Source organism: Variovorax sp. 350MFTsu5.1 (assembly GCF_048302515.1).
GTDB classification, from domain to species: Bacteria; Pseudomonadota; Gammaproteobacteria; order Burkholderiales; family Burkholderiaceae_C; genus Variovorax; species Variovorax guangxiensis.
The window spans coordinates 2,730,356-2,756,217 of sequence record NZ_CP157620.1 but is presented as its reverse complement, the minus strand read 5'-3'; the positions used below and the strand labels follow the sequence as shown (position 1 = coordinate 2,756,217).

General features: G+C 69.7%; 24 protein-coding genes. 17 read left to right on the top strand and 7 right to left on the bottom strand.

Translation table 11 applies throughout. The annotated features are described in order from the left end of the window. Positions 1 to 2: 2 nt before the first annotated feature. The gene (locus ABL843_RS12380) at positions 3 to 1,841 is read left to right on the top strand and encodes an ABC transporter ATP-binding protein (RefSeq protein WP_418120058.1); all 1,839 of its coding nucleotides are present in this window, start codon (positions 3 to 5) and stop codon (positions 1,839 to 1,841) included. 6 nt (positions 1,842 to 1,847) lie between these two features. Here ABL843_RS12380 and ABL843_RS12375 read toward each other — a convergent pair whose 3' ends face one another. Beyond that, positions 1,848 to 2,945 (bottom strand): LacI family DNA-binding transcriptional regulator, encoded by a 1,098-nt coding sequence (locus ABL843_RS12375; RefSeq protein WP_418120057.1) that lies wholly within the window; start codon positions 2,943 to 2,945, stop codon positions 1,848 to 1,850. Positions 2,946 to 3,117: 172 nt separating this feature from the next. Here ABL843_RS12375 and ABL843_RS12370 point away from each other — a divergent pair, with 172 nt between their 5' ends. The 5 genes from ABL843_RS12370 to ABL843_RS12350 all read left to right on the top strand — a co-directional run bounded on the left by ABL843_RS12370 (position 3,118) and on the right by ABL843_RS12350 (position 9,278). Beyond that, on the top strand, positions 3,118 to 4,146 hold the full coding sequence (locus tag ABL843_RS12370; protein WP_184641923.1) for a TRAP transporter substrate-binding protein: 1,029 nt from the start codon (positions 3,118 to 3,120) through the stop codon (positions 4,144 to 4,146). 6 nt (positions 4,147 to 4,152) lie between these two features. Further along, positions 4,153 to 6,054 (top strand): TRAP transporter large permease subunit, encoded by a 1,902-nt coding sequence (locus tag ABL843_RS12365; RefSeq protein ID WP_418120056.1) that lies wholly within the window; start codon positions 4,153 to 4,155, stop codon positions 6,052 to 6,054. A 76-nt stretch (positions 6,055 to 6,130) separates the two neighbouring features. Continuing rightward, positions 6,131 to 6,670: a VOC family protein gene (locus ABL843_RS12360; protein WP_126018511.1), complete on the top strand. Its 540-nt coding sequence runs from the start codon at positions 6,131 to 6,133 to the stop codon at positions 6,668 to 6,670. Then, positions 6,667 to 7,944: a ribulose-bisphosphate carboxylase large subunit family protein gene (locus ABL843_RS12355; protein ID WP_418120055.1), complete on the top strand. Its 1,278-nt coding sequence runs from the start codon at positions 6,667 to 6,669 to the stop codon at positions 7,942 to 7,944. The genes ABL843_RS12360 and ABL843_RS12355 overlap by 4 nt, the downstream gene beginning before the upstream one ends. Further along, on the top strand, positions 7,941 to 9,278 hold the full coding sequence (locus ABL843_RS12350) for a four-carbon acid sugar kinase family protein (RefSeq protein WP_418120054.1): 1,338 nt from the start codon (positions 7,941 to 7,943) through the stop codon (positions 9,276 to 9,278). Before ABL843_RS12355 ends, ABL843_RS12350 begins: the two co-directional genes overlap by 4 nt. Here ABL843_RS12350 and ABL843_RS12345 read toward each other — a convergent pair whose 3' ends face one another. Beyond that, complete coding sequence (locus tag ABL843_RS12345; protein WP_126018505.1) at positions 9,279 to 9,554, bottom strand: hypothetical protein; 276 nt, start codon at positions 9,552 to 9,554, stop codon at positions 9,279 to 9,281. Positions 9,555 to 9,676: 122 nt separating this feature from the next. On the opposite strand from ABL843_RS12345, the gene ABL843_RS12340 reads away from it, so the two are divergent. Beyond that, positions 9,677 to 9,889 carry a hypothetical protein gene (locus ABL843_RS12340; RefSeq protein WP_184641919.1) on the top strand — a complete coding sequence of 71 codons (213 nt, stop codon included), beginning with the start codon at positions 9,677 to 9,679 and terminating at the stop codon, positions 9,887 to 9,889. Positions 9,890 to 10,055: 166 nt separating this feature from the next. On the opposite strand, the gene ABL843_RS12335 is transcribed toward ABL843_RS12340, so the two are convergent. Then, complete coding sequence (locus ABL843_RS12335) at positions 10,056 to 10,325, bottom strand: hypothetical protein (RefSeq protein ID WP_126018501.1); 270 nt, start codon at positions 10,323 to 10,325, stop codon at positions 10,056 to 10,058. A gap of 264 nt (positions 10,326 to 10,589) precedes the next feature. Here ABL843_RS12335 and ABL843_RS12330 point away from each other — a divergent pair, with 264 nt between their 5' ends. The 5 genes from ABL843_RS12330 (at position 10,590) to ABL843_RS12310 (ending at position 16,932) form a co-directional block, all read left to right on the top strand. After that, positions 10,590 to 12,278 carry a hypothetical protein gene (locus ABL843_RS12330; RefSeq protein WP_418120053.1) on the top strand — a complete coding sequence of 563 codons (1,689 nt, stop codon included), beginning with the start codon at positions 10,590 to 10,592 and terminating at the stop codon, positions 12,276 to 12,278. Between the two features lie 78 nt (positions 12,279 to 12,356). Further along, on the top strand, positions 12,357 to 13,313 hold the full coding sequence (locus tag ABL843_RS12325; protein WP_184641917.1) for a S1C family serine protease: 957 nt from the start codon (positions 12,357 to 12,359) through the stop codon (positions 13,311 to 13,313). A 67-nt stretch (positions 13,314 to 13,380) separates the two neighbouring features. Then, entirely contained in the window at positions 13,381 to 14,226 is an 846-nt protein-coding gene (gene kdsA, locus ABL843_RS12320; protein WP_126018497.1) for a 3-deoxy-8-phosphooctulonate synthase, read from the top strand. A 147-nt stretch (positions 14,227 to 14,373) separates the two neighbouring features. Then, entirely contained in the window at positions 14,374 to 15,996 is a 1,623-nt protein-coding gene (locus ABL843_RS12315) for a methyl-accepting chemotaxis protein (protein ID WP_369658572.1), read from the top strand. Positions 15,997 to 16,095: 99 nt separating this feature from the next. Further along, positions 16,096 to 16,932: an alpha/beta hydrolase gene (locus tag ABL843_RS12310; protein WP_126018493.1), complete on the top strand. Its 837-nt coding sequence runs from the start codon at positions 16,096 to 16,098 to the stop codon at positions 16,930 to 16,932. 15 nt (positions 16,933 to 16,947) lie between these two features. Here ABL843_RS12310 and ABL843_RS12305 read toward each other — a convergent pair whose 3' ends face one another. The 3 genes from ABL843_RS12305 to ABL843_RS12295 all read right to left on the bottom strand — a co-directional run bounded on the left by ABL843_RS12305 (position 16,948) and on the right by ABL843_RS12295 (position 19,378). Further along, positions 16,948 to 17,835 carry a LysR family transcriptional regulator gene (locus ABL843_RS12305; protein WP_418120052.1) on the bottom strand — a complete coding sequence of 296 codons (888 nt, stop codon included), beginning with the start codon at positions 17,833 to 17,835 and terminating at the stop codon, positions 16,948 to 16,950. Positions 17,836 to 17,878: 43 nt separating this feature from the next. Beyond that, positions 17,879 to 18,565, bottom strand: coding sequence for a cysteine hydrolase family protein (locus ABL843_RS12300; RefSeq protein WP_418120461.1), 687 nt, complete (start codon positions 18,563 to 18,565; stop codon positions 17,879 to 17,881). A gap of 156 nt (positions 18,566 to 18,721) precedes the next feature. Beyond that, the gene (locus tag ABL843_RS12295) at positions 18,722 to 19,378 is read right to left on the bottom strand and encodes a TetR/AcrR family transcriptional regulator (RefSeq protein WP_418120051.1); all 657 of its coding nucleotides are present in this window, start codon (positions 19,376 to 19,378) and stop codon (positions 18,722 to 18,724) included. Positions 19,379 to 19,453: 75 nt separating this feature from the next. Here ABL843_RS12295 and ABL843_RS12290 point away from each other — a divergent pair, with 75 nt between their 5' ends. From ABL843_RS12290 to ABL843_RS12275, 4 genes are read left to right on the top strand one after another with little or no spacing between them, the layout of a single operon-like run. Next, positions 19,454 to 19,990 carry a DoxX family protein gene (locus ABL843_RS12290; protein WP_418120050.1) on the top strand — a complete coding sequence of 179 codons (537 nt, stop codon included), beginning with the start codon at positions 19,454 to 19,456 and terminating at the stop codon, positions 19,988 to 19,990. A gap of 58 nt (positions 19,991 to 20,048) precedes the next feature. Then, complete coding sequence (locus ABL843_RS12285; protein WP_418120049.1) at positions 20,049 to 21,269, top strand: helix-turn-helix domain-containing protein; 1,221 nt, start codon at positions 20,049 to 20,051, stop codon at positions 21,267 to 21,269. Positions 21,270 to 21,317: 48 nt separating this feature from the next. Beyond that, positions 21,318 to 21,986: a DUF6923 family protein gene (locus ABL843_RS12280; RefSeq protein WP_418120048.1), complete on the top strand. Its 669-nt coding sequence runs from the start codon at positions 21,318 to 21,320 to the stop codon at positions 21,984 to 21,986. Between the two features lie 17 nt (positions 21,987 to 22,003). After that, a complete protein-coding gene (locus ABL843_RS12275) occupies positions 22,004 to 22,789 on the top strand; it encodes a DUF899 domain-containing protein (RefSeq protein ID WP_418120047.1) in 786 nt (261 codons plus the stop codon). A gap of 573 nt (positions 22,790 to 23,362) precedes the next feature. On the opposite strand, the gene ABL843_RS12270 is transcribed toward ABL843_RS12275, so the two are convergent. Beyond that, positions 23,363 to 24,664, bottom strand: a complete 1,302-nt coding sequence (locus ABL843_RS12270) for a LysR family transcriptional regulator (RefSeq protein WP_418120046.1) — start codon at positions 24,662 to 24,664, stop codon at positions 23,363 to 23,365. A 168-nt stretch (positions 24,665 to 24,832) separates the two neighbouring features. Here ABL843_RS12270 and ABL843_RS12265 point away from each other — a divergent pair, with 168 nt between their 5' ends. Continuing rightward, entirely contained in the window at positions 24,833 to 25,861 is a 1,029-nt protein-coding gene (locus ABL843_RS12265) for an amidohydrolase family protein (RefSeq protein ID WP_418120045.1), read from the top strand. Position 25,862 lies beyond the last annotated feature (1 nt).

Genomic DNA, 25,862 nt, shown 5'->3' with positions numbered 1-25,862 from the left:
GCATGCAGGCGAGCGAAGAAACAAGGAAGGCACGCAAGACCAGCCCCGTGGGCGCGATGCGCGAGCTGTACGCCGCGCTGTGGCACTTCGCGGCCGGCGCGCGGGCGCAGCTGCTGGCGGCCACCGCCCTGCTCGCGGGCTCGCAGCTGATACGGCTCACGGCGCCCTACCTCGCGGGCCAGGCCATCAACGCGCTGCAGCGCGGCGAGCTTGGCACCGCCGGGCGCTGGATCGGCGGACTGGCCGGCGTGTACCTGGGCGCGTGGATGCTGCACGGGCCGGGCCGCATCCTGGAACGCAACGTGGGCCTGAAGGTGCGCGAGACGCTGGCCGACCAGCTCTATGCGCGCATCGCCGCCGCGCCGCTGGCGTGGCACGACGGGCACCACTCCGGCGAACTGCAGCACCGCGTGCACCAGGCGAGCCGGGCGCTGTCGGACTTCGCGCAGAACCAGTTCATCTGGCTGACCAACGCCGTCAACTTCGTCGGGCCGCTCGTGGCGCTGGCGCTGCTGTCGCGCACCAGCGGCATGACGGCGCTCGCGGGCTATGTGCTGATCGGTCTCGTCATCGTGCGCATCGACCGCGCGCTCATGAAACTGGCGCGCGCCGAGAACGACGCCGACCGGCGCTACGTGGCCGCGCTGCTCGACTTCCTGGGCAACGCCTCGACCGTGATCGGCCTGCGCCTGCAGGGCGCCTCGCGGCTGCTGCTGCGCCGGCGCATGGCCGCCATTTCGCTGCCGCTGAAGCGCACCGTGGTGCTGAACGAAGGCAAGTGGTTCGCGGTCGACCTGATGGGGCTGGCGCTGACATGGGGGCTGGTGGTGCTCTACGTGTGGCAGTCGCGCACGCCCGGGCAGGCCGTGATGCTGGGCGCGGTGTTCATGATCCACCAGTACGCGCAGCAGGCGGCCGGCGTCGTCAGCTCGGTCGCGGCCAACTTCAGCTTCTTCGCGCGCATGCACACCGACTACGGCAGCGCGGAGCCGATCTGGCGGGCGCCTTCAAGCAAGGAGGCGCTGGACACGCCGCCCGAGCAGGTGCCCGGCACGGAGCGCATCGAGGCCGATGCGCCATGGCGGCAGCTGGAAATACAGGCGCTGCAATGGCGCTATGCGCCGCGCAATGCTCCGGCGGAAGTCGAAGCCACCGGCCCGCCACGCAGCGGCCTGCACGACGTGGCGCTCACGCTGCGCCGCGGCGAGCGCATCGCCCTCGTCGGCCCGAGCGGCGGCGGCAAGAGCACGCTGCTGCGCGTGCTGGCCGGGCTCTATCCGCCGGACAGCGGCACGCTGCTGCTCGACGGCCAGCCCGCCGATTGGCCCCGGCTGCGCCGCTTCGCCACGCTGATCCCGCAGGAAACCGAGCTCTTCGAGGCCAGCGTGCGCGAGAACCTCGCCTTCGGCCAGCCGAGCGACGACGCGCTGCTCGAAGCCGCCCTGCACGTCAGCACTTTCGACGAAGTGCTGCGGGCGAGCCACGGCAGCCTCGACACGGCCGTGTCGGAGCGCGGCTTCAATCTCTCGGGCGGCCAGCGCCAGCGGCTGTGCCTCGCGCGCGGCGTGCTCGCGGCGCAGGGCAGCTCGCTGCTGCTGCTCGACGAGCCGACCAGCGCGCTCGACGCGAGCACCGAAGCCCGGGTGCTGAAACGCATCGCCGGTGCGTTCCCCGACGCCTGCCTGATCGCCTCGGTCCACCGGCTGAGCCTGCTCGATCGCTTCGACACGGTGGTGCTGATGGAAGCCGGGCATGTGCTCGACCACGGGCCATGCGAGGAGGTGCTGGCGAGGCAGCCGCTGCTGCAGCGCATGGCCGTGCCGGCCGGCGCGCAGGCCTGAAGAGGACTACGGCAGGTTCTCCCTGAAGATCACCTGGCTGCGCGTCGTCTCGACGCCGCTGAGCGCCTCGCGCCGGTCGCGCAGGTTGGTGAAGATGCGCACGCAGTTCATGAGCGTGGTGTGCGGGCTCTGCGTGATCACCGCGTCCATGCTGCCGTCGATCAGCAGCGCTCGCGTATCGGGCGTGAGCCCGTGGCCGATGAAGACCACCTTCTGCTCGCGCCCCGCCTCCTTCAGCGCCCGCGCCACGCCGTCGGAGGCGCCGCCGATGTTGTAGATGCCGCCCATGTCCGGATGCTGCTCCAGCAGCGCGCGCGTCTGGCGGTGGTTCTTGTCCGCGTCGTCCTGCCCTTCGCGCAGGCCCACCACCTCCAGCCGCGGGAACATCTCGTCGATGACGTGCAGGAAGCCGGCCTCGCGCTCCTCGTGCGCCTTGTAGCTCAGGCTGCCCGCGATGAGCGCGACCTTGGCGGCCCGCGCGCCGATGAAGCGCCCGATGAGATAGCCCGCGGTGCGCCCGGCCGCGCGGTTGTCCAGCCCGACGAAGGCCGCGCGCTCCGAGTTCGACAGGTCGGAGATCAGCGTGACCACCGGCAGCCCGCGCGCCGCCAGCGCGGCCACCGCCTCGCGCACGGCCGGATGCTCCAGCGCCATCATCGCGATGCCGTCGCAGCGCTGGCCGTGGCTGCGCAGCGCGTCGGCCAGCTCGTGGGGGTTGAAACTCTCGATGAACACCGTGCGGCACTGCACGTTGAACGGCGCCCAGTGCTCCTGCGAGTAGCCCACCATGTCGCCCAGCATGCGGATGAAGCGGTTGGTGCCGGCCGGCAGCAGGAACACCAGCCGCAACGGCGGCGGCGTGAGCGCGGCATAGAGCGCCGGCCCCGGCAGGTAGTCGAGCTCGCCCGCCGCCTTGAGCACCCGCTGCACCGTGGCGTCGCGCACGCCGGGGCGGCGGTTCAGCACGCGGTCGACGGTGGCGGTCGACACCTGCGCCGAGCGGGCGATGTCGACCACGCGGGCGCGGCGCGCCTCACGCTGCGAATCGGGTCGAGGGTCGGGTCGAGAGTCGGGCCGCGATGTTTGTGAAGGGTTTTCCCGCATACATCAAAAACCATCAGATTGAAGTTTGACCCGAATGATGCAGGCTTTTATCTTCGCTGTGGTTCGAATCCGGTGATGCATCAGATTGCATCAACGGCGAACCCCGCTCAATCGGCTGCCCGGCCCACCTGCCGTTCAGCGCCCCTTCAGAAGATCACGGAGACAACGAGACATGACCTCAGCCACCCGCCTGACCCGCAGGGATGCCCTGCGCACTTTCTCCGCCCTGCCCGCCGCCGGCATCGTGGCGGCTGTGCCGCGCATCGCGCGCGCCGCGGAGTTCTCGTACAAGTACGGCAACAACCTGCCGCTGACGCACCCGCTGAACATCCGCGCGCAGGAGGCGGCCGACCGCATCGCCAAGGAAACGAAGGGCCGCGTCGAGATCAAGATCTTTCCCAACAACCAGCTCGGCGGCGACACCGACATGCTGGCGCAGGTGCGCTCCGGCGGCATCGAGTTCTTCACGCCCTCGGCGCTCGTCATCGCCACGCTGGTACCCGTGGCCGCCATCAACGCGGTGGGCTTCGCCTTCAACGACTACGCCCAGGTGTGGGCCGCCATGGACGGCAAGCTCGGCGCGCACGTGCGCGGCGCCATCGCCAAGTCGCGCCTGTATGCCTTCGAGAAGATGTGGGACAACGGCTTTCGCCAGACCACCAGCAGCAAGGCGGCGGTGGCCACCGCGAAGGACATGGACGGCCTGAAGATCCGCGTGCCGGTGAGCCCGCTGTCGATCTCCATGTTCAAGGGCCTGGGCGCCGCGCCGGCCAGCCTACAGTTCAGCGAGGTGTATTCGGCGCTGCAGACGAAGATCGTCGACGCGCAGGAGAACCCGCTGCCCATCATCCAGGTGGCGAAGCTCTTCGAGGTGCAGAAGTTCTGCTCGCTCACCAACCACATCTGGGACGGCTACTGGTTCATCGCCAACGGCCGCGCCTGGGACGCCCTGCCCGATGACCTGAAGACCATCGTGGCGCGTGCCATCAACGACGCCGGCATGCAGCAGCGCGAAGACATCAGAAAGCTCAACGAATCGGTCGTCGGCGACCTGCAGGCCAAGGGCCTCGCCATCAACCGGCCCGCGGCCGACAGCTTCCGCGCCAAGCTGCGCGACTCCGGCTTCTACGGCGAATGGAAGGGCCGCTTCGGCCCCGAGGCCTGGGCGCTGCTCGAAGGCGCGGTCGGCAAGCTGGCCTGAGGACCGATGGTGCACGAATCGACCTTCGAGGCGGCAGCCCTTTCGGGCTCGTCCGCCGGCGCCCCGGCCAACCCGCTGGTCCGCTTCGCCGCGCGCGCCGACCGCGTGCTCGGCAGCGCTGTCGAGGCGGTGGCCGCGCTGCTGGTGCTGGCCGAGATCTGCGTGCTGTTCGCGGGCGTGGTGTCGCGCTACGTGTTCCACGCGCCGCTGGTGTGGTCTGACGAGCTCGCGTCCATCCTCTTCCTGTGGCTGTCGATGCTTGGCGCCGTGGTGGCGCTGCGGCGCGGCGAGCACATGCGCATGACGGCGCTGGTGCAGAAGGTGCACCCGCAGGCGCGCGCCATGCTCGACGCCTTCGCCATCGCGGCCTCGGTCGCCTTCCTCGCGCTCATCATCTGGCCGTCGATCGACTACGCGCACGAGGAGTCGTTCATCGTCACGCCCGCGCTGGAGGTCAGCAACGCGTGGCGCGCCGCGGCCATTCCGGCGGGCATCGGCATCATGCTGGCGATGGCGCTGCTGCGGCTGCTGCGCGTGTGCTCGGGCCGGCAGATCGCCGTGGCCCTGCTCGGCATGGCGGCGCTGGTCGGCGCCTTCTGGCTGGCCGCGCCGCTCTTCGCCACGCTGGGCAAGTTCAACCTGGTGATCTTCTTCGTGGTGATCGTGGCGGCCACGGTGCTCTCGGGCGTGCCCATCGCCTTCTCCTTCGCGCTGGCCACCTTCGGCTACCTAGCGCTGACCACGCGCACGCCGCTGCTGGTGATGGTCGGGCGGCTCGACGAGGGCATGTCGCACCTGATCCTGCTGGCGGTGCCGCTGTTCATCTTCCTCGGCGCGCTCATCGAAATGACGGGCATGGCGCGCGCCATGATCCAGTTCCTGGCCAGCCTGCTGGGCCACGTGCGCGGCGGCCTCTCGTACGTGCTGATCGGAGCCATGTACCTGGTGTCGGGCATCTCGGGCTCGAAGATCGCCGACATGGCGGCCATCGCGCCGGTGCTCTTCCCCGAGATGACCAAGCGCGGCGCCAAGCCCGGCGACCTGGTGGCGCTGCTGTCGGCCACGGGCGCGCAGACCGAGACCATCCCGCCGTCGATCGTGCTCATCACCATCGGCTCGGTTACCGGCATCTCGATTGCCGCGCTGTTCACGGGCGGGCTGCTTCCGGCCGTGGTGCTGGGCGCGGCGCTGTGCGTGGTGGTGTGGTGGCGCTACCGCCGCGAAGACCTGAGCGCGGTGAAGCGCCACAGCAGGCGCGAGATCGGCAAGCTGCTGCTGGTGGCGCTGCCCGCGGTGCTGCTGCCCTTCGTGATCCGCGCGGCGGTGGTCGAGGGCGTGGCCACGGCCACCGAGGTGTCGACCATCGGCATCGTCTACTCGGCCATCGTGGGCCTGGTGGTGTACCGGCAGTTCGACTGGAAGCGCATCAAGCCGATGCTGGTGGACACCGCCTCGCTCTCGGGCGCCATCATCTTCATCGTCGGCTGCGCCACCGCCATGGCCTGGGGGCTCACGCAGTCGGGCTTCTCGCAGGACCTCGCGCGGCTCATGGGCGCGCTGCCCGGCGGTGCCTACGGCTTCCTGGCGGTGTCGATCGTCGCCTTCATCGTGCTGGGCAGCGTGCTGGAGGGCATCCCGGCCATCGTGCTGTTCGGGCCGCTGCTCTTTCCGATCGCCAAGGCCGCCGGCGTGCACGAGGTGCACTACGCCATGGTGGTGATCTTCGCGATGGGCATCGGCCTGTTCGCGCCGCCCTTCGGCGTGGGCTACTACGGCGCCTGCGCGGTGAGCAAGGTCAATCCCGACGAAGGCATCAGGCACATCTGGGGCTACATCGCCGCGATGCTGATCGGCCTGCTGATCGTGGCCGCCTTCCCGTGGTTCTCGACGGGCTTCCTGAAGTCCTGAGGCGGACCTGCCGCTCCACGGGCAGACCCCAAGAAACACAACACACAACAAACTCACATTCACGGAGCCACCCGCAATGAGTCGATTCCTCGGCGAGATCCGCCAGCTTGGCTATGTCGTGCACGACATCGAAGCCGCCATGGACTACTGGAGCACCACGCTCGGCGTGGGCCCCTGGTTCTACAACCCCAGGGTGCCCATCAGGAACTACCGCTACAACGGCGAGGCGCACGAGCCCCACAACTCGGTGGCGCTGGCCAATTCGGGCTACGTGCAGGTCGAGCTCATCCAGACGCGCAACGACGTGCCCTCGATGTACCGCGACTTCCTCCGCGCCGGGCGCACCGGGCTGCAGCACGTGGCCTACTGGACCGCCGACTACGACGCCGACCTCGCGCGCCTCACCGCGCAGGGCTTCAAGCCGGTCATGAGCGGTGAAGTAGGCGAGCGCGGGCGCTTCATCTACTTCGACACCGAATACCACCCCGGCACCGTCATCGAGCTGTCGGAAGTGGCCGGCCCCAAGGGCCGCATGTTCGACCTGATCCGCAGCGCATCGCAAGGCTGGGACGGCAGCGACCCGGTGCGCCCCTTCCCCGAGCTGGACAAGCTGTGAGCGCAACAGCACCTGGATTCATCCGCGCGCGCTACCTGATCGAGACGCCGCTCGAGCCGGCCGCCGTGGCCGAGGTGATGGCGGGCGAGCAGTCCTGCGGCACCTTCACGCGCGTGGAGGGCGAGACCGACGCGCTGCGCGAGCGGGCTCGCGCCACGGTCGAGGCGATCACCGAACTCGAAGCGGCCGATGCGCCCTCGCTGCCCAACGCGCTGCTCGAACGCAAGGGCGCGAAGGGGCCGTGGCGGCGCGCGCATGTCGACATCGCGTTTCCGGTGGCGAACATCGGCGCCAACCTGCCGACGCTCGCGGCCACGGTCTCGGGCAACCTCTACGACCTGGGCGAGGTGACGGGGCTGCGGCTCGAATCGCTGCAGCTGCCGGCCGACTACCGCGCGCGCTTCGAGATGCCGCGCGCGGGCATCGCCGGAACGCGGCGCGCCACCGGCGTGGAAAGCGGCGCGCTGGTCGGCACCATCATCAAGCCCAACGTCGGGCTGCGGGCCTCGGAAACCGCCGAGCTGGTGGGCCGGCTGTGCGCCGCGGGCGTCGACTTCATCAAGGACGACGAGGTCTGCGCCGATCCCGCGCATGCCCCGCTGGCCGAGCGCGTTCCTGCCGTGATGGCCGTGGTGCGCGCGCACCGGGAGCGCACCGGCAAGCACGTGATGGTGGCCTTCAACATCACCGACGAGACCGACGCGATGAAGCGCCACGCCGACCTGGTCGAGCGCGAAGGCGGCTCCTGCGTGATGGCCAGCCTGAACTGGTGCGGGCACTCGGGCATCCAGACGCTGCGCCGGCACACCGGCCTGGCGCTGCACGGGCACCGCAACGGCTACGGCGCGCTGTCGCGGCATCCGCTGCTGGGCATCTCGTTCCAGGCCTACCAGACGCTGTGGCGGCTGGCCGGCGTGGACCACATGCACGTGCACGGGCTGCAGGGCAAGTTCTCGCAGCCCGACAGCGAGGTGGTCGAATCGGCCCGCGACTGCTTCACCCCGCTGACCGAAGCGGCGGACGACCGCGTGATGCCGGCCTTCTCGTCGGGTCAATGGGCCGGCACGGTGCCCGCCACCTGGGCGGCCGTCGGCAGCGACGACCTGCTCTTCATGGCCGGCGGCGGCATCCTCGCCCACCCCGACGGCGCGGCGGCGGGCGTGGCGAGCATCCGCCAGGCCTGGTCGGCCGCGCGCGCGGGCATCGCGCTGGCCGACGCCGCCAGGGAGCAGCTCGAGCTGGCGCGCGCCCTCGCCTTCTTCGGCAAGCCATGACGCCCGGCGAGGCATCGGCGCCGGCCATCGTCTATTACGGCGACGACTTCACCGGCGCGACCGACACCCTGGGCACCGCCGCGCGCGCGGGCCTGCGCACGCTGCTCTTCCTTAAGACGCCCGACGCGGCGCAGCTCGAGCGCGCAGGGCCGCTCGACGTGCTGGGCATCGCCGGCGCGGCGCGGGCCATGACGCCCGAGGAGATGCAGGCCGAGCTCCGCCCGGTGGCGGCGCTGTTCCGCTCGGTGGGCGCGCGCGTGCTGCACTACAAGACCTGCTCGACCTTCGACAGCGCGCCGCACATCGGCTCCATCGGCGCGGCCGTGCGGCTGCTGCGCTCGGCGGTGCAGCAGCCGTGGACCGCGATCGTCGGCGGCCAGCCCGGCCTGGGCCGCTACTGTCTCTTCGGCAATCTCTTCGCCGCGGCCGGAAGCGGCGGCGAAGTGTTCCGCATCGACCGCCATCCCACCATGAGCCGGCATCCCGTGACGCCCATGGACGAGGCCGACCTGCGGCTGCACCTCGCAAGGCAGGGCCTGGCCGAGGTGCACTGCGTGCCCTTCACCGCCGCCTCCCGAGGCAGCGATGCGCTCGACACCGCGCTGCGGCAGGCGCTCAACGCGCCGCCCGCGGACGCAGTGCTGTTCGATGTCGCGGATGCCGGACAGCTCGCGGCCATCGGCGAGGTGCTGTGGACACGCGCGCGGGGTGCGACCATGCTCGCCGTCGGCCCGAGCAGCGTGGTCGATGCGCTCGCCACGGCCATGCCCTCTTCCGGCCGCGCGTCGGGCGGGCAGCCGAAGCTGGCGCCGGCGCGGGGCCCGGTGCTGGTCCTCGCGGGAAGCCTGTCGCCCGTGACCGCGTCGCAGGTCGCGGCCGCGAAATCATTCGACGTCGTGTGGCTCGATGCGCAGCAGCTGGCCCGGCGCAACGCGGGAACACTGGAAGACCAGGCGGACGCGATCGTCCGCGGCCTCGCGCAGGGGCGCAACGTGCTGGCCTGCACGCGCGCGCCGCACTCGAACGGCGCCTGCGGCATGCCTGCGGGCGCGGACCTGGACGCGCAAGCCCTCGCCCGCGCGGGCGGCGACCTGCTGGCTGCCGTGCTGGCGAAGCAGCCGCTCGGGCGCATCGGCGTGGCCGGCGGCGACACGTCCAGCCACGGCATACAGGCGCTGGACGTCTGGGGGCTGTCCTATGCCGCCGACATGGGCGCCGGCGCATCGCTGTGCCGGGTGCACAGCGACGACGCGTCGCTCGACGGCATGGAAGTCATGCTCAAGGGCGGACAGATGGGCACGCTGGACGTGTTCGAGCGGCTGGTGCACGGCTGATCAAGCCTGCCCCTGCGCTCCTTCGGTGCGGTCGTGCACCCATCGCATGGCCTGCTGCTCCGCATGGCGTAGCGCCTCGGCCTCGGTGCCGTAGGAAGCGTTGTCGGTATCGGCGGGCAGCTCGATGTCGTCCTCGCCCACGGAGGGCGCACGGCAGATCACGACGGGCCGGTAGGTCTGGTCGTCGAGCCGCTCGGCGCGGCACAGGAAGAGCCGGCCGCGGTAGCTGAAGGTGACGAGGCGTTCCTCGAAGGCTGGCGGTGTGGCTTGTTGCATGGCTGAGTCCTTTCTTCTTTCGATGCTTGTCTTTCCAGGAGAAAAGGGGCGCGGCGCATGCGCAGCCCGAACGTCGTTCCAGGCCTACAGACAGAACACCCGCGCCGCGCCAAGGTGGCGCCATGACACATCCCATCGAACTCACCATCGAGGAGCCGCTGCCGGGTGCATTTGTCTGGCAGCTGCTCGAAACCGACGATCAGGGAAAGCGCCCGCGCGTGCTGCGCAAGGCCTTCGAACCTGCGGAGAGCTACGAGCTGGCTCTTTCCTCGGGCCAGCGCGCCTTGCAAAGCGAAATCCGGCATCGCGCGCCGCATGGGGCAAGCGCGACCTGAGTGCGCAGCCGCGTCCGGCTTACGCCGGAGCGGCGCTCTTTTGTTCGGTTCTGTTCTGGCCTGGCGCCCATCTGCCGGGGCGCCGGACGCCCCGGGGGTACGGCCCGAGCCGCCTCCCCCTGTCGCAGAGATGCCCGCGCGTCGGCGGAAGGCCGGCGAGGCGATTTCAGGCGTGGAGCCCGAAATCCCTGATGGTGAGCGTGATGGCGCTGCCCGGGGTCGCCCTGTAGCGCGCGATGGCCGCGGGCTCTATGGCGTAGAAGTGCTCCTGGCACGCGTCGAGCAGGTGCTCGCCCATTACGCGAACGCCGAATTCGTCGTGCAGCGTTTCCTCGGAAATCTGCGCGAGTACACGCGGGCCGCCAGGGCCGTCGGGATAGAAGGCAAAGCGCACGCTCGCACTGTCGAAGCAGTAGATGCCTTCGAAATTCGTCATCTCTGATGTCTCCTTGCTGCCGCAATTCGCGATTCCGCGATTCGCTCGCGGGTCGGCGGCGATTGAGCGCGCACCGCGCGGCGGCGGGAGGGAGAAAGAAGCGCATGCGCATGCAGGAAACGTCCTACACGGATCGAGGAGCCATCTTTCACCCGGAAACGGCCATGGCTTGGTTTTCCGCGCGCCGATGCGGCGAAGATCGGGGCCTCCCGATTCGCACTTCGCTGCATGCTCTTTTTTCTCTCCGCCGCAAGGCCTGCCCCGATGACCGCAACCCTCACGCTCCCTGCCCGGCTCCGCCCGCGCAGCGTCGCGTCCGCCCTGGCCGTTGCCGCGCTCGCCCTCCAGTTGGCCGCGTGCGGCGGCCCCAGCGAGGCGCAGCGCCAGGCGGCGGTGACCACGGCGCCGCCCACCGACTGCACGGCCTGGGTCGGCACCGACCGCAACGCGATGATGGGCGGCTACCTGCTGCCGAAGAATCCGAAGGACGCCAAGGGGCCCAAGGTCTGCGTGCCGGTGCTGATGACGGCCAACCACCCGCCGGCCGGCTACGCGGGCGGCAACTACTTCATCGGCGAGTTCACCGACGACAAGCTCAAGGCCCGCTGGCGCGCCTGCAAGGAAGACCCGGCCTGCTTCAGGCGCATCGACGCGCAGATGCAGCGCTGGCTGCCGCCCAACAAGGAACGCGCCACGCGCTCGACCGGCGTGGTCGACCCGTCGGGCCGGATCGATCCGGACAGCGCCAACGTCGACCTGAAGCAGATCCGCCGGCCGGCATTCTTCGCCAGGGCACCCTACCGCGAAGGCATCGCCGAGGCCGATGCACGCACCTACGTGGTGGAGTTCACCGCGCCGCGCGACACCTTCGAGCGCATCGACCTGAAGATGACCGGCGACATCAAGCTGCGAGGCTGGTACATCGAGGGCGCCGGCATCGACGACGGCAAGGGGAAGAAGACGCGCGCGCTGGTCGTCATGGCGCCGGGCGGCGGCGGGCAGCTCACGGCCATCCAGCATCCCGACGAGGTGGCGTACCGCGTCGACCAGAAGACCGGCAAGACCGTGCCGGTGAGCTTTCCCAACGCGACCACCGAGACCATGGGCCAGCGGTGGTGGCGCGAGAACCTGTACGCGCTCAATCGGGCCGGCTTCGACGTGCTTGCCTACGACCGGCGCGGCGAGGGCCTCTCGGGGGGCTTCAGCGACACCAACACGCTGGAGCAAGGCGAGGACGTGTTCCGCGCGCTCACGGCGCTGGAGACCGGGCGCGGCCTGCGCATCCTCACGCCCAGGGGCGAACTGCTGGAAGGCGAAGCGACGCGGGGCCGGCTGCTGGCGGGCATGCCGGCCAGCGAGATTCCGCTGGTGCTCGGCGGGTATTCGCGCGGCTCGATGTCCACCGCCTGGGCCATGACGAAGAACTACGTCGCCCAGTGCAGCTTCGACATGCCCCAGCCCAACTGCACGCCGCCCAAGGGCCTGCGCAACATCCGCGGCGCGCTGCTGCTGTCTTCGTTCGCGAGCGGCGCGGGCTACGTGGGCGACTCGCCCGACCTGGCCGACCGCAACCTGTTCCTGGGCGGCATGGCGGCGGAGCACCACATCGTGTTCTATCCCAACTCGTCCACGCTCGCGGGCATGGACCGCTGGCCCGCCGCCTTCTTCGGCAAGGGCCTGTGGGACCGCGCCGAGACGCTGGAAGGCACGGTGGCGGCCTACAACCGCATCCGCGGCCTGAAGGAGATCGTGCTCGCCCGCGGGCCGCATTCCATCGAGACCTGGCCCGAATCGGACCGCGCCTACCTGCGCGAGCGCATGGTGGTGTTCGCCAGGGGGCTGATCGTCGGCGGGCGCACCATCCCCGGCGCGCGGCCGTGGAAGGACTTCAAGTCGCTGGTGGCGACCACGCCGGACTCGTGGGAGCCGTCGTCGCGGCCGAAGGGGCCCTGAGGCCGTGGCGCCGGGTTGAAAACCGGGCGCGCACCGCCACTTCCTTCAGGTTCAGCCGACCGAAAGAAGAGGTGCTCCATGGGCGCGCGCGACGAATTCATTCTTGACTCCTACTCGGCCACCGTCACGCAGGTGGCTCACACCGCCAGCGCGGCGGTCGCCCACATCAAGGTCCGGAAACCGGCCCAGCGCGGCAATGCCGCGGCCCACGGCAGCGGCTCCGGCTTTCTCTTCACCCCAGACGGTTTCACGATCACCAACGCCCACGTGGTCGAGGGCGCGGGCGAGCTGCGAGCCGCGTTCGCCGACGGCACCGAGAGCACGGCGCGGCTGGTGGGCACGGATGCCTCCACCGACATCGCCGTGCTGCGCATCGAGTCGCACCCCAGTGCCTTCCTGCCGCTGGGCAGCTCGGCCGCGCTTCAGCCTGGCCAGCTGGCGGTGGCGGTCGGCAACCCGCTGGGCTTCGACTTCACCGTGACCGCCGGCATCGTGAGCGCGCTGGGCCGCAGCCTGCCCTCGCGCGGCGGGCGGATGATCGAGGACGTGATCCAGACCGACGTGGCGCTCAACCCCGGCAACTCGGGCGGCCCGCTGCTGGACAGCGCGGCGCAGGTGATCGGCGTGAACACGGCCGTGATCCCGTCGGCGCAGGGCCTGAGCTTCGCGGTGGCCATCGACACCGCCCGCTGGGTCGCCGGCGAGCTGATGCGCCACGGCGCGGTGCGGCGCGGCAAGCTGGGCGTGCAGTGCGCGGCGGTGGCCCTGCCCCGGCGCTGGGTGCGCGAGAACGAATGGCCGGTGGCCACCGGCGTGCGGGTGGTCGAGGTGGTGGCCGGATCGGCCGCCGCGCGCGACGGGCTGCGCGCCGGCGACATCCTCATCGGCTGCGACGGCGTGCCGCTGGCCCAGCTGTCGGACCTGCTCAAGCGGCTGGCGGGAGAGGGCTACGGAAAGCCGCTGCTGCTCAAGCTGCTGCGGCCGGTGGCGGGCACGCTCACGCCCTTCTACCTGACGGTGACGCCGGGGGGCTGACCCCCGGCCCGGCCGGCGCAACGACAATAGGTGCCTGCACCGAACGAAGCACCGTCAGGAGAAAACCGTGTCCACCGTCACCATCACCCCCAAAGTCGCCACCAGCAACGAGGCCCCCTTCGTCCTCTTCGGCGGCGTCAACGTCCTCGAATCGAAGGACCTCGCCATGCGCAGCGCCGAGGAATACGTGCGCGTCACGCAGAAGCTGGGCATTCCCTATGTGTTCAAGGGCAGCTTCGACAAGGCCAACCGCTCCTCCATCCACTCCTACCGCGGCCCCGGCCTCGACGAGGGCCTGAAGATCCTGCAGGCCGTGAAGGACGGCTTCGGCGTCCCGGTGATCACCGACGTGCACGAAGTCGCCCAGGCCGCGCCCGTGGCCGAGGTGGTCGACGTGCTGCAGCTGCCCGCCTTCCTGGCCCGCCAGACCGACCTGGTGGTGGCGCTGGCGAAGACCGGACGGGTCATCAACATCAAGAAGCCCCAGTTCCTGAGCCCCTCGCAGATGCTCAACATCGTCGAGAAGTTCAAGGAAGCGGGCAACGACAAGCTGATCCTCTGCGACCGCGGCACCTGCTTCGGCTACGACAACCTCGTGGTCGACATGCTGGGCTTCGGCGTGATGAAGAAGGTGTCGCAGAACCTGCCCATCATCTTCGACGTGACCCACGCGCTGCAGCAGCGCGAGGCCGGCGCCGCCGCATCGGGCGGCCGCCGCGAACAGGTGGCCGACCTGGCGCGCGCCGGCATGGCCGTGGGGCTGGCGGGCCTCTTCCTCGAAGCCCATCCCGACCCGGCCCAGGCCAAGTGCGATGGCCCGAGCGCACTGCCGCTGGACAAGCTGGAGCCCTTCCTCACGCAGATCAAGGCGCTGGACGACCTGGTGAAGTCCTTCCCGCCGCTGAAGATCTGAGTGGCGGGGCCGGCAGCCGGCCGGTGCTCCCGCAAGGCTTCATCAGAAGTTTTCTAAAGTTTTCAATTGATCGGCCGATAACCAGCGTTGGAGGGCAGCCCGAGGGCTGCCCTCCTTCCTCTCATTCCTGGTTTCCGGAGTTCGATCATGTTCCTGAGCAACGTCTCAATCGGCAAGCGCCTGGCCATCGTGCTGGGCATCATCCTGGCGCTGTTTCTCGCCACCAGCGCCGCCGCGGTATGGAAGCTGCAACAGCTCAGCCGCGAGATAGAGACCATGATCGAGGACAACGTGAAGACCGAGCGCGCCGGCTCCGACTGGCTGCGCCACACCACCGCCGGCGTGCAGCGCGCCGCGGCCATCGCCAAGAGCAGCGACGCCAGCCTGATCGACTATTTCGCGCCGGCCACGGCGGCGTCGATCAAGAACACCAACGAGCTGCAGAAGTTCATCGAGGAGAAGCTGGTACAGCCCGACGAGCGCGCCCTGCTCGAGAAGGTCGCGGGCCTGCGCAAGGCCTACCTGGCCGCGCGCGAGGAAGTGAGCAAGCTCAAGCTCGCGGGCGACCTGCAGGGCGCCAACCGCGTGTTCGACGCGCAGTTCCAGCCCACCTCGGTCAGCTACATCGCCGGCGTGCAGCAGGTGGTGGACATGCAGCGCGAGCATCTGGACGCCGCCGCCGTCCGCGCCAACGGCCTGCGCGCGCAGACCGGCACCCTGCTGATCGTGTGCTCCGCCGTGAGCCTGGTGCTGGGCACCCTGCTGGCCTGGATGCTGGCGCGCAGCATCACCCGGCCGCTGCGCAGCGCCGAGGCCATCGCGCAGGCCATCGCCGAGATGGACCTGACCGGCAATCCCCAGGCCAGCTACGCCGGCGACGAGACCGGCCACCTGCTGCGCGCCCTCGACCAGATGCGCACCGCCTTGCAAGGCTCGCTGGCGCAGGTGCACGGCGTGGTGGCGAACGTGTCGACCGCCAGCACGCAGATCGCCGTGGGCAACCAGGACCTGTCCTCGCGCACCGAGGAGCAGGCCAGCTCGCTGGAGCAGACCGCCGCATCGCTGGAGGAGCTGACCTCCACCGTGAAGCAGAACGCCGACAACGCGCGACAGGCCAACCAGCTGGCCACCTCCGCTTCGGAAGTGGCGGCGCGCGGCGGCAGCGTGGTGTTCCAGGTGGTGGAGACGATGGGCTCGATCAATGCCTCCTCGCGCAAGGTGGTGGACATCATCAGCGTGATCGACGGCATCGCCTTCCAGACCAACATCCTCGCGCTGAACGCGGCCGTCGAGGCCGCGCGCGCGGGCGACCAGGGCCGCGGCTTCGCGGTGGTGGCTTCCGAAGTGCGCAGCCTCGCGCAGCGCTCGGCAGCCGCGGCCAAGGAAATCAAGTCGCTGATCGGCGATTCGGTCGAGAAGGTCGAGGAAGGCAGCCGCCAGGTGGCCGACGCGGGCCGCACGATGGAAGAGATCGTCGGCAGCGTGAAGCGGGTGACGGACATCATGGGCGAGATCAGCGCCGCGAGCCAGGAGCAGACCTCGGGCATCGAGCAGATCAACCAGGCCGTCACGCAGATGGACCAGACGACGCAGCAGAACGCGGCGCTGGTCGAGCAGGCCTCGGCGGCAGCACAGTCGCTGCAGGAACAGGCGGGCAGCCTGTCGCGCATCGTCGGCAAGTTCAGGCTGGAGCAGCAGCATCGCCAGAACCACGCTGACGAGACCCCGGGCATCGGGGCCGGCCGCCTGCAGCTGATTGCGGCACGCTGAAAAGGAAAGAAAGAGAAACAGGCGAAAAGACCGGCAAGGGCTGCGCACCGGAGAAAGAGGCGAAACTAGGCGCCAGCCTTTCTCCCCCCGGAGCCCAATTTGTCGTCATCCAAAGCCGCCCGCATCGCCCTCTCCGCCTCGGCCGCCGCGATCGGGAGCATCGCCGCCTACTGGACACTGCTCGCCACGCGCCAGGGGCACATCCTCTTCAACGCCCGCAAGCTGCCGGTCGTTCCGCTGTCCGACGATTTCTCGACCTACTCCCACACCGTGCCGGGCGGCATGGTGCGCGGCTATGTCTACCACCCTCAGGGCGAGGAGGCGCTGCAGGACCTCTTCATCTACTTCGCAGGCCGCGGCGAGGACGTGCGCGCCACCGCGCAGACGCTGCACTGGCTGCCCGAGGGCTTCGGCTTCGCGGCGGTCAACTACCGCGGCGTGGCCGACTCGCAGGGGCATCCGTCCGAGATCGCCTCGGTGCAGGACGCCTGCCAGTTCGCCAGGCACCTGCGCAAGGCCTTTCCCCACGCGCGCCTGCACGTGGTGGGCCGCAGCCTGGGCACGGGCGTGGCCATCCAGCTCGTGGCGCGGCAGGAGTTCGCGAGCCTGCAGCTGGTGACGCCCTACGACTCGATGCTGGAGGTGGCGAAGAAGCGCTTTCCGCTGGTGCCGCTGTCGCTGCTGCTGCGCCACCAGTTCAACTCGCTGGAGCACTGCAAGGAAGTCGCGGCCAAGACGCAGGTGCTGCTGGCCGAGACCGACGACGTGGTGCTGCCCGAGCGCTCGCAGAAGCTCATCGCGGCATGGCCCACGCCCGTCAGCGTGACGACCGTGCCGGCGTCGGACCACCACAACATCATGGGACTGGAAGCGACCTGGCTGCACCTCGTCGACTTCGCGCTGACCTCGGTGCTGCCGGAGCTGAAGGAAGCGTAGCCGGCCGCGCGGCCGCTACCGGTAGTGGCCCGCCATGAAATCGATGAAGGCGCGCACAGAGGGCTGAACATGCCGCGTGCGCGGATACAGCGCCGCATAGGTGCGCTGCCCCAGCGTGACCTCCGGCAGCACGCGGATCAGGGCGCCCGACTGCAGGTCGGAGCGCACCGTGTGCCATGTCAGCGCGGCAATGCCCAGCCCGCTTCTCGCGGCCGAGTACAGCGCGGTGATCGTGTCGCAGGCGAAGCGCGCATCCGGCTTGAATGGCTGCTGCCGGCCATCGGGCATGTGCAGCGTCCAGTGCGCGGGACTTTCAGGTCCGTTGTGAAGCAGGCACTGGTGCTTCGACAGCTCGTCCGCCTCTGCGGGAACACCGTGCTCCACCAGGTAGCGCGGCGCGGCGACAAGCACCATGTCGGAGACCGCCAGCGTCCTCGCCATCATCGAAGCGTCTTCAAGTCCGGCGCTGATGCGCAGTGCGACGTCGATGCCTTCGGCGACCAGCTTCGTGAAGCGGTCGGTGCAGACCACTTCCAGCCGGATGCCCGGATGGCGCGACTGGAACGCCGGCAGCCACTCGGGCAGCTCGAGCGTCGCGATCGCCAGCGGCATGCTCACCTTCAGCGTGCCCGAGGGCGCCTTGCCATCGGCCGCGACATCCGCCTGCGCGGCATCGAGCCGCGAAAGGATGTCGGCGCAGGCGGCGTAGTAGCGGCTGCCCGCCTCGGTCAGCGTGATGCCGCGCGTGTCGCGCCGCACCAGCTGCGCGCCCAGCGATTTCTCCAGCGCCTGCAGCTGGCGCGAGAGGCTGGAGTGCGTCGTGTCCAGCGACTGGGCTGCCGCCGAGAGGCTCTTCGCCTGCGCGATGCGTTGAAAGGCACGCATCGCCTTGACCTGATCCATGCGCCGCCCTCCCGCGGGTACTTCAGAAGCCGCGCATTTTCCGTCAGGCGACCGGCAGGGCCAGGATCTGCGAAGTGCTCAGCACGTCGCCGAAGGTGTCCTCGATCTCGGCCAGCGCCGCGCGGTGCAGGCTGTCGTGCGACACGGTGTCGCCGTTCTCGCGGCGGATCGCGCGGGTGGCGGTGGCATCGGAAGACACGACCACGTCGAAGCCCTGCGGCCCTGCGTCGCGGGCGGCGCCGGCCACGCAGGCATGGGTCATCAGGCCGGCGATCACCAGCGTCTGCACGCCGGCCGAGCGCAACTGCTGCGCGATGTCGGTGCTCGCGAAGACGCTGACGGTGGTCTTCTGCACGACCTTGTCGCGCGAGCGGGGCTGCATCTCGGGGTGGAAGGCGACGGTCTTGCCGTCCCTGGCGAAGGTGGCCGCGCCTTCGGGGGCGATGTGCTGGATCTGGAAGACGGGCATCGCGTGCTGGTCGGCCCAGGCCAGCAGGCGCCTGGTCTGGGCAGCGGCGCGCGCGCCGTCGGCAATGGGCATGCGGCCGGTGAAGTATTCGTTCTGGAAGTCGATCACCAGCAGCGCCGTCGCGTTGCGGCGCAGTTGCTGTATCGGCTTCGCGCCCGACATCGCGCGGATGGTGGGCGTGGGCAACGGCTGCGTTGTTGCAGCCGCTGCCGCCGAGCCGCCGACGATGCCGGCCGCATACGGCGCGACGAGCACGCCCATGAGTCCGCGGCGGGAGAGTCCTGATGAGAAAGACATGTTTGCTGTTCCTGTAGGTCCATCGAAATCGATGGGGGAAAGTCTAGGAACGGCCTTCCTTCACGCCTAGGCGGGCGCGGCGACAAGTGTTGTGCGGGATGCGCACAGCACCCCGGGCCATCAGCATGAGGCAGTGTTCGCCGCAATTCCGTCGAGCAGCACATCGAGCGCCTGCCCGGCGCTGAGCATCAGGGTGTCGATCTGCGCATCGGGCGTGCGCATCACGCCCACACCCAGCAATGCCGAGAGGCCATGCACCATCGCCCAGCAGGTGTGCGAAAGCTGCCGGGCATCACCCTCGCGGAAGGTGCCATCGGCCTGACCGTCGCCCACCAGCTGGAGCAGCTGGTCGAAGAGTCGCGCGCCGGCCTGCACCAGCCCTTCGTTCGAGCGCGATTGAGCTACCGCGCCGAACATGTGGGCCAGCAGCCGCGGCGACCTCAGCCCGAAGCCGACATAGGCGCTGCCACAGGCCTTGAGCCTCGAACGGGCGCCGGCGGGAGCCGCGTCGATCGCCGACTGGCAAGCCGCCTGCATCTCCTCGAAGCCCTGCAGCGCCACGGCCTCCATCAGCGCGCGCTTGTCCTGGAAATGGCGGTACGCGGCGGTGTGCGAGACGCCCACGGCCTTGGCCATCTCGCGCATCGAAAGGCCGTCGAGGTTGTCGCGCTCCATCTGCTCGCGGGCATAGGCAAGAAGGCCCGCCTTGAGATCGCCATGGTGGTACGAAGAGGATGAAGAAGAAGAGGAGGAAGAGGAAGACGAGTTCGTGCTCATCGGCAATGCCCTGATGTTGACAGTGGAAACTATACGTCTGCACAATGTTTCCACTGTAAACACACGTCATCCGTCATGAGCTTTCTCTTCTTCATCTCCTCCTTCGGCGTGATCGCCTGGGCGGTGTCCCATCTGCTGAAGCGCCCGCTGGGCCTGCGCGCCGCCATGCGCTGGGGCATGGGCCTCGGCTTCCTGTTCACCGGCGTCGACCACTTCGTGAACGCCTCCACGCGCTACGCGCCGATGATTCCCGACGCCCTCGCGGGGCATGCGCTGGCATGGGTCTACCTGACCGGCGTTGCGGAGCTTGCCGGCGGGCTGGGCCTGCTGGTCCCGGCGCCGGTCTACCGGCGCCTCGGCCTGCCCAACCTGCAGCGGCAGGCGGGCATCTGGCTCTCGGTGATGCTGGTCTGCGTGGTCAGCGCGAACATCAGCGTCGCGCTCAAGGGGCAGACGGTGCAGGGGCTGGAGTTCGGCGCGTGGTACTTCTGGATCCGGCCGCTGTTCCAGCCCGTTTTTATTGCCTGGGCGCTGTATTGCTCCGGTGTCTGGCCCCGGCAGGCACCGCAGTCGCGCGTGCCGCAGCCGAAGAACGGGAAGCTCGCGGCCTGAAGCGGCAAAGCAACACAAACTGTCAACGCGGAGGCCGCCATCAAGATAATCCGCCTCCATGGACTCCCTCATCGCCGCCTCCGCCCGCGCCCTTGCCGCGGGCGATGCGCTCGGAGCGCTCAAGCGGGTCGCCCTGCGCGACGATCCGCCGGCGCTGGCGCTGCGCGGCATCGCGATGGCCCAGCTCGGCGAGCATCCGCGTGCGCGCGAGCTGCTGCGGCGCGCCGCGCGCGGCTTCGGTGCGCATGAGGAGCTTTCGCGCGCTCGCTGCATCGTCGCCGAGGCCGAAGTCGCCCTGGCCATGCGCGACCTGGGCGGATCGACGCGCTCGCTGGCGCATGCCGCCACCGCGCTCGAATCGCACGAGGATCACGCCAATGCAGTGCAGGCCCGGCTGATCGCGGCGCGCCGCCTGCTGCTGCTGGGCCGGCTCGAAGACGCGGAGGCGGCCCTCGCTCATCTCAACACGCGCGGCCTGCCACCCTCGCTGACGGCGGTGGCCGAGCTTGCGACGACAGAACTGTCGCTTCGCTCATTGCGCATCGCGGCTGCGCAGGCCTCGCTCGCCCGTGCGCACGAAGCAGCGGTTCGCGCGCGCGTGCCGGCCCTGCTTGCCGAAGTCGCCGAGGCCCAAGCCGCCTTCGAGCGCCCCGCCGCCCGGCGGGTCGGCTCCGGCGGCGAGCAGCCGCTGCGCCTGGGCGAAGTCGCCGCCCTCCTCGCCTCGGACACGCTGGTGGTCGACGCCTGCCGCCGTGGCCTGGGCGCCGGCGATGCGTGGCGGCCTCTGGCGCGGCGGCCGGTGCTGTTCTCGCTGGCACGCTCGCTCGCCGAGGCATGGCCGGGCGATGTCGATCGCGAGGCGCTGATCGAAAGCGCCTTCCGCACCCGCCACCCCGACGAAACGCATCGCGCGCGCCTGCGCGTGGAGATAGGCCGGCTGCGCGCGCTCGTCCAAGCGATGGCGAGCATCGAGGCCACGCCGCGCGGCTTCGTGCTCCGGCCGCACGGCGAGCGCGGCGTCGCGGTGCTGGCACCGCCCATCGACGGCGAACAGGCCTCGCTGGCGGCGCTGCTTTCCGATGGCGCCGCATGGTCCACCTCGGCCCTTGCGCTGGCGCTGGGGGCCAGCCAGCGCACGGTGCAGCGCGCGCTGGTCGAGCTGGAGGCGCAGGGCCGGGTGCGTTCCATCGGCAAGGCCCGGTCGCAGAAGTGGCTCGCGCCGCCGCTGGCCGGATTCACGACGATCTTGTTACTCCCCGCTGCGCTGCCTATTGAATAGAGTTGGCTCCAGGCGCCTGTCCGGGGCGCTTCACACAAGGAGCCAACGATGAGCAGCAAGACAGGCAAGAGCCATCCCACGGTACGCGCCGCCGAGATCGTGCGCGAATACGGCCCGTTCGGCGGCGCCGGCCAGGTCCACGGCGTGACCCACGACGGCCGCCGCGTATGGGCCGCCACCGGCGCGAAGCTGGTGGCCTTCGACCCCGCCAGCGGCGAGACCAGCCAGACGCTGGACGTCCCCTGCGACGCCGGCACCGCCTTCGACGGCAAGTACCTCTACCAGATCGCCGAGTCGCGCATCGACAAGATCGACCCGGCCACCGGCAAGGTGCTGGCGTCGATCCCCTCGCCCGGCAACGGCTACGACTCGGGCCTGACCTGGGCCGAGGGCAGCCTGTGGGTGGGCCAGTACCGCGACCGCAAGATCCACCAGGTCAACCCCGAGACCGGCGCCGTCGTGCGCACCATCGAGTCGAACCGCTTCGTCACCGGCGTGACCTGGGTCGACGGCGAACTCTGGCACGGCACCTGGGAGGCGGAGGAAAGCGACATCCGCCGCATCGACCCACAGACCGGCGCCGTGCTGGAGCGGCTCGAAATGCCGCGCGGCGCGGGCGTGAGCGGGCTCGAATCCGACGGCGCCGGCCTCTTCTATGCCGGCGGCGGCGCCAGCGGCAAGGTCCGCGCGGTGCGCCGTCCCCAGTCCAGCCACTGACACAGGAGCCATCCATCATGAACACCACGACCATCGAAGCACCCGAAACGACGAACCATCGCGTCGTCTCCAGCGAGCAGTGGCTCGCGGAACGCAAGGCATTCCTTGCACGCGAAAAGGAACTGACACATCTGCGCGACCAGATCGCCCGCGAGCGCCGCGCGCTGCCGTGGGAGCGCGTGCAGAAGAACTACGTCTTCGACACGCCCGAGGGCAAGCGCACGCTGGCCGATCTCTTCAAGGGCCGCAGCCAGCTGCTGGTGCAGCACTTCATGCTCGGCCCGGACTGGGAGCAAGGCTGCCAGAGCTGCTCCTTCATGGCCGACCATACCGACGGCATGAACGTGCACCTCGCGCACCGCGACATCACGCTGGTGGCCGTCTCGCGCGCGCCGCTCGCGAAGATCATGCAGTTCCGCGAACGCATGGGCTGGCGCTTCGACTGGGTGTCGTCGCACGGCAGCGACTTCAACCTCGACTTCCACGTCAGCTTCACGCCCGAGGAGCTGGCCACCGGCGAGGTCTACTACAACTACGGCAAGCTGCCCTTCCCGCACGACGAGGCGCCCGGCATCAGCGCGTTCTACAGGAACGAGGCCGGCGAGGTGTTCCACACCTACTCGACCTTCGGCCGCGGCGTGGAAGTGATGATGGGCGCCTACAACATGATGGACCTCATGCCCAAGGGCCGCGACGAGCGCGATGTGCCCTACAAGATGGATTGGGTGCGCCACCACGACCGCTACGAGTCGCAGACGGAAACGCCCGCCATCGGCGCGTGCTGCTGCGACAGGCAGGCCTGAGGCGCGAACGGCGGCAGCTTCGACGCGTGAAGGCGACCACATCATGGCAAGCCTCTGGCCATGGCTCGCGGTCGCGGGAGTCGGAGCACTTCACGGGCTGAATCCCGCCACCGGCTGGGCCTTCGCCGCCGCCTCGGGCCTGCGCTCGCACGACCGTTCGCGGGTGCTTCGGGCCCTGGTGCCGATCGCCCTCGGGCATGCCGCTTCCGTCGCATTGGTGGCCGGCGCAGTCGTGTTCGCTCCATCGATGGATCGCACGGTGCTGCTGGTGCTGGCGGGCTTGCTGCTCGTCGCGGCCGCGGCGCACCACCTGCGGCGCGGCAAGGCCAGTCACACGGGGCTAGCGCTCTGGTCCTTCATGATGGCCACCGCGCACGGCGCCGGCCTGATGCTGGTGCCGGCGCTGATACCGCTGTGCATGAGCGACGCTCCCGCAGCCCGAGAGATCACCGCATCGGGCTCGCTGATGCTGGCCCTCGCGGCGGTCGGCGTGCACATGGCGGCGATGCTGGCCGTCACCGGCGCGGTCGCCGCCGGTGTGTGCCGCGGCTTCGACCTTGCCGTGGCGATGCTTCACTTCCGGCCGTTCGGCGCGCGGAAGTCGGGCGAACCGGCCACCACCTGGCGAATCTCCTCCATCAACGCCCGCGCGCCCGGCGAAGGGAAGGCACCCTGGCGCTGGCTCAGGCCGATCTCGCGGCGGGTTTCCTCCAGCGGAAAGTCGAGCGCCACCAGGCTGCCGTCGCGGATCTCGTAGCGCAGCTGGTGCGCGGAGATCGCGGTGAGCATGTCGCTCTCCAGCAGCAGGCTGCGCAGCACGGCGAGGTCGCCCGTCTCCACAGCGGGCACCGGCGGCGCCTGCCGCGCGTCGGAAAAGAAGCGCTCCAGCAGTTCGCGAGACGGTGAACCGGGGCGCGAGAGCGTCCACCTCGCCTCGCGCAGCGTCCTGAAGTCGATGCGCTTCGCCCGCGCGAGTGGGTGTCCGGCGCGGGCGATCACCGAGATGCGGTCCTCGAAGAGCGGCTCCTGCTGCAGGTCCTTCGCCTCGTCAGCGGTACGCAGGGCGCCGAGGATGAAGTCGATGTCGCCGCTGCGCAGCGAAGCGGCCAGCGCGTCGTACGGGCTCTCCACCGTCGCGACGTGCAGGCGCGGATGGCGCGCGAGCAGCGAGGCGATGGCCAGCGGCAGGATCTGCGTACGCCCCAGCGGCAGCGCGCCCACCACCACGCGGCCCTGCAGCGTGCCCTCGCTGGCCGCGATGTCGGGGCCGATGTGCCGCAGCTCCGACAGCACGCGCCTGAAGTAGAAGGCCACGATCTCGCCGGCCGGCGTGGCCGAGAGCCCGCGTGCGTTGCGGTTGAAGAGCGTCACGCCCAGCCCGCTTTCCAGGTCCTTCAGCGCGCTGCTGATCGCAGGCTGCGTGATGCCGAACTCGCGCGCGACGGCCGGCATGTTGCGCTTTTCGGCGAGGCTCGCGATCACCGCGAGCCGCCGGCCGTTGAGGATCGACGCGAAGAGCGAATGCACGTCGGCCGCGCCCCCTGCGCCGGCCACGCCGCCACGGGTTGCAAGCTGCGCACGCGCCTCCTCGAACTCGCGCTCGATGCGCAGCGCGCGCGCCAGCACCAGCTCGCCATAGGCATTGAGTGCCACGCCGCGCGGGCCCCGGTCGAACAGCGGCCTGCCGAGCACGGCCTCCAGGTCGAGGATGGAGCGCGTCACCGCCGAGGCCACGCGGAACAGCGCGTCGGCCGCCGCCGCGATGCTCCCGGCCGAGGCCACGGCCGAGAACGCGCGCAGGTGGCGCAGGTTGATGCCCAGCGCCACGCTGTCCGCGTGCTCGATAACTTTGTGATTCCCGGCTAGGTGGCCCATGGCCTGCAAGGCTCCTCCAAGCCGTGCATTTTCGCCACCATGGGTAAACCCTTGTCGATAAAAAAGACTGATGGCAGCGCAACGCTAACTCACGCCACGCCGTGCCGCCGGGCCGCAGACTTCTTCCATGCTTGAAGCACCCCCTGCACGCCACCCGGAGCCCCGCGCATGATCATCGACTGCCACGGCCACTACACGACCGCGCCCAAGTCCCTGGAGGCCTGGCGCAACCGGCAGGTCGCCGCCATCCAGGACCCATCGGCACGGCCGAAGGTGTCGGAGCTGAAGATCAGCGACGACGAATTGCGCGAATCCATCGAGGGCAACCAGCTACGGCTGATGAAGGAGCGCGGCAGCGACCTCACCATCTTCAGCCCGCGCGCGAGCTTCATGGCACACCACATCGGCGACTTCGAGGTGTCCTCGACCTGGGCCGCCATCTGCAACGAGCTGTGCCATCGCGTGAGCCGGCTCTTTCCCGACCACTTCATCGGCGCGGCCATGCTGCCGCAGTCGCCGGGCGTCGATCCGGCCAGCTGCATTCCCGAGCTGGAGCGCTGCGTGAACGAATACGGCTTCGTGGGCATCAACCTCAACCCCGACCCCTCGGGCGGCCACTGGACCAGCCCGCCGCTTTCCGACCGGCACTGGTATCCGGTCTACGAAAAGATGGTGGAGCTGGACATTCCCGCCATGGTGCACGTGAGCACGAGCTGCAACGCCTGCTTCCACACCACCGGCGCGCACTACCTGAACGCCGACACCACGGCCTTCATGCAGTGCCTCACCTCGGACCTGTTCAAGGACTTCCCGACGCTGCGCTTCGTCATCCCGCACGGCGGCGGCGCGGTGCCCTACCACTGGGGGCGTTTCCGGGGCCTGGCGCAGGAGATGAAGAAGCCGCTGCTGAAGGATCACCTGCTCAACAACATCTTCTTCGACACCTGCGTGTACCACCAGCCGGGCATCGATCTGCTCACGCGCGTGATCCCGGTCGACAACGTGCTCTTCGCGAGCGAAATGATCGGCGCGGTGCGCGGCATCGACCCCGAGACCGGCTTCAACTACGACGACACGCGCCGCTACATCGACGCCACGCCGATGCTCGACGACAAGGCGCGCCGCCAGATCTACGAAGGCAACGCGCGCCGCGTGTACCCGCGCCTGGACCGCGCGCTCAAGCAAAGAGGACTCTGAA

Coding starts and splice junctions, on each gene's coding strand:
- ABL843_RS12330 (WP_418120053.1), top strand. CDS start 10,590: ATGACCGCAACCCTCACGCTCCCTGCCCGGCTCCGCCCGCGCAGCGTC.
- ABL843_RS12370 (WP_184641923.1), top strand. CDS start 3,118: ATGACCTCAGCCACCCGCCTGACCCGCAGGGATGCCCTGCGCACTTTC.
- ABL843_RS12365 (WP_418120056.1), top strand. CDS start 4,153: ATGGTGCACGAATCGACCTTCGAGGCGGCAGCCCTTTCGGGCTCGTCC.
- ABL843_RS12295 (WP_418120051.1), bottom strand. CDS start 19,378: ATGAGCACGAACTCGTCTTCCTCTTCCTCCTCTTCTTCTTCATCCTCT.
- ABL843_RS12340 (WP_184641919.1), top strand. CDS start 9,677: ATGACACATCCCATCGAACTCACCATCGAGGAGCCGCTGCCGGGTGCA.
- ABL843_RS12270 (WP_418120046.1), bottom strand. CDS start 24,664: ATGGGCCACCTAGCCGGGAATCACAAAGTTATCGAGCACGCGGACAGC.
- ABL843_RS12360 (WP_126018511.1), top strand. CDS start 6,131: ATGAGTCGATTCCTCGGCGAGATCCGCCAGCTTGGCTATGTCGTGCAC.
- ABL843_RS12380 (WP_418120058.1), top strand. CDS start 3: ATGCAGGCGAGCGAAGAAACAAGGAAGGCACGCAAGACCAGCCCCGTG.
- ABL843_RS12265 (WP_418120045.1), top strand. CDS start 24,833: ATGATCATCGACTGCCACGGCCACTACACGACCGCGCCCAAGTCCCTG.
- ABL843_RS12315 (WP_369658572.1), top strand. CDS start 14,374: ATGTTCCTGAGCAACGTCTCAATCGGCAAGCGCCTGGCCATCGTGCTG.
- ABL843_RS12275 (WP_418120047.1), top strand. CDS start 22,004: ATGAACACCACGACCATCGAAGCACCCGAAACGACGAACCATCGCGTC.
- ABL843_RS12305 (WP_418120052.1), bottom strand. CDS start 17,835: ATGGATCAGGTCAAGGCGATGCGTGCCTTTCAACGCATCGCGCAGGCG.
- ABL843_RS12300 (WP_418120461.1), bottom strand. CDS start 18,565: ATGGGCGTGCTCGTCGCGCCGTATGCGGCCGGCATCGTCGGCGGCTCG.
- ABL843_RS12375 (WP_418120057.1), bottom strand. CDS start 2,945: ATGCGGGAAAACCCTTCACAAACATCGCGGCCCGACTCTCGACCCGAC.
- ABL843_RS12285 (WP_418120049.1), top strand. CDS start 20,049: ATGGACTCCCTCATCGCCGCCTCCGCCCGCGCCCTTGCCGCGGGCGAT.
- ABL843_RS12335 (WP_126018501.1), bottom strand. CDS start 10,325: ATGACGAATTTCGAAGGCATCTACTGCTTCGACAGTGCGAGCGTGCGC.
- ABL843_RS12350 (WP_418120054.1), top strand. CDS start 7,941: ATGACGCCCGGCGAGGCATCGGCGCCGGCCATCGTCTATTACGGCGAC.
- ABL843_RS12280 (WP_418120048.1), top strand. CDS start 21,318: ATGAGCAGCAAGACAGGCAAGAGCCATCCCACGGTACGCGCCGCCGAG.
- ABL843_RS12290 (WP_418120050.1), top strand. CDS start 19,454: ATGAGCTTTCTCTTCTTCATCTCCTCCTTCGGCGTGATCGCCTGGGCG.
- ABL843_RS12345 (WP_126018505.1), bottom strand. CDS start 9,554: ATGCAACAAGCCACACCGCCAGCCTTCGAGGAACGCCTCGTCACCTTC.
- ABL843_RS12325 (WP_184641917.1), top strand. CDS start 12,357: ATGGGCGCGCGCGACGAATTCATTCTTGACTCCTACTCGGCCACCGTC.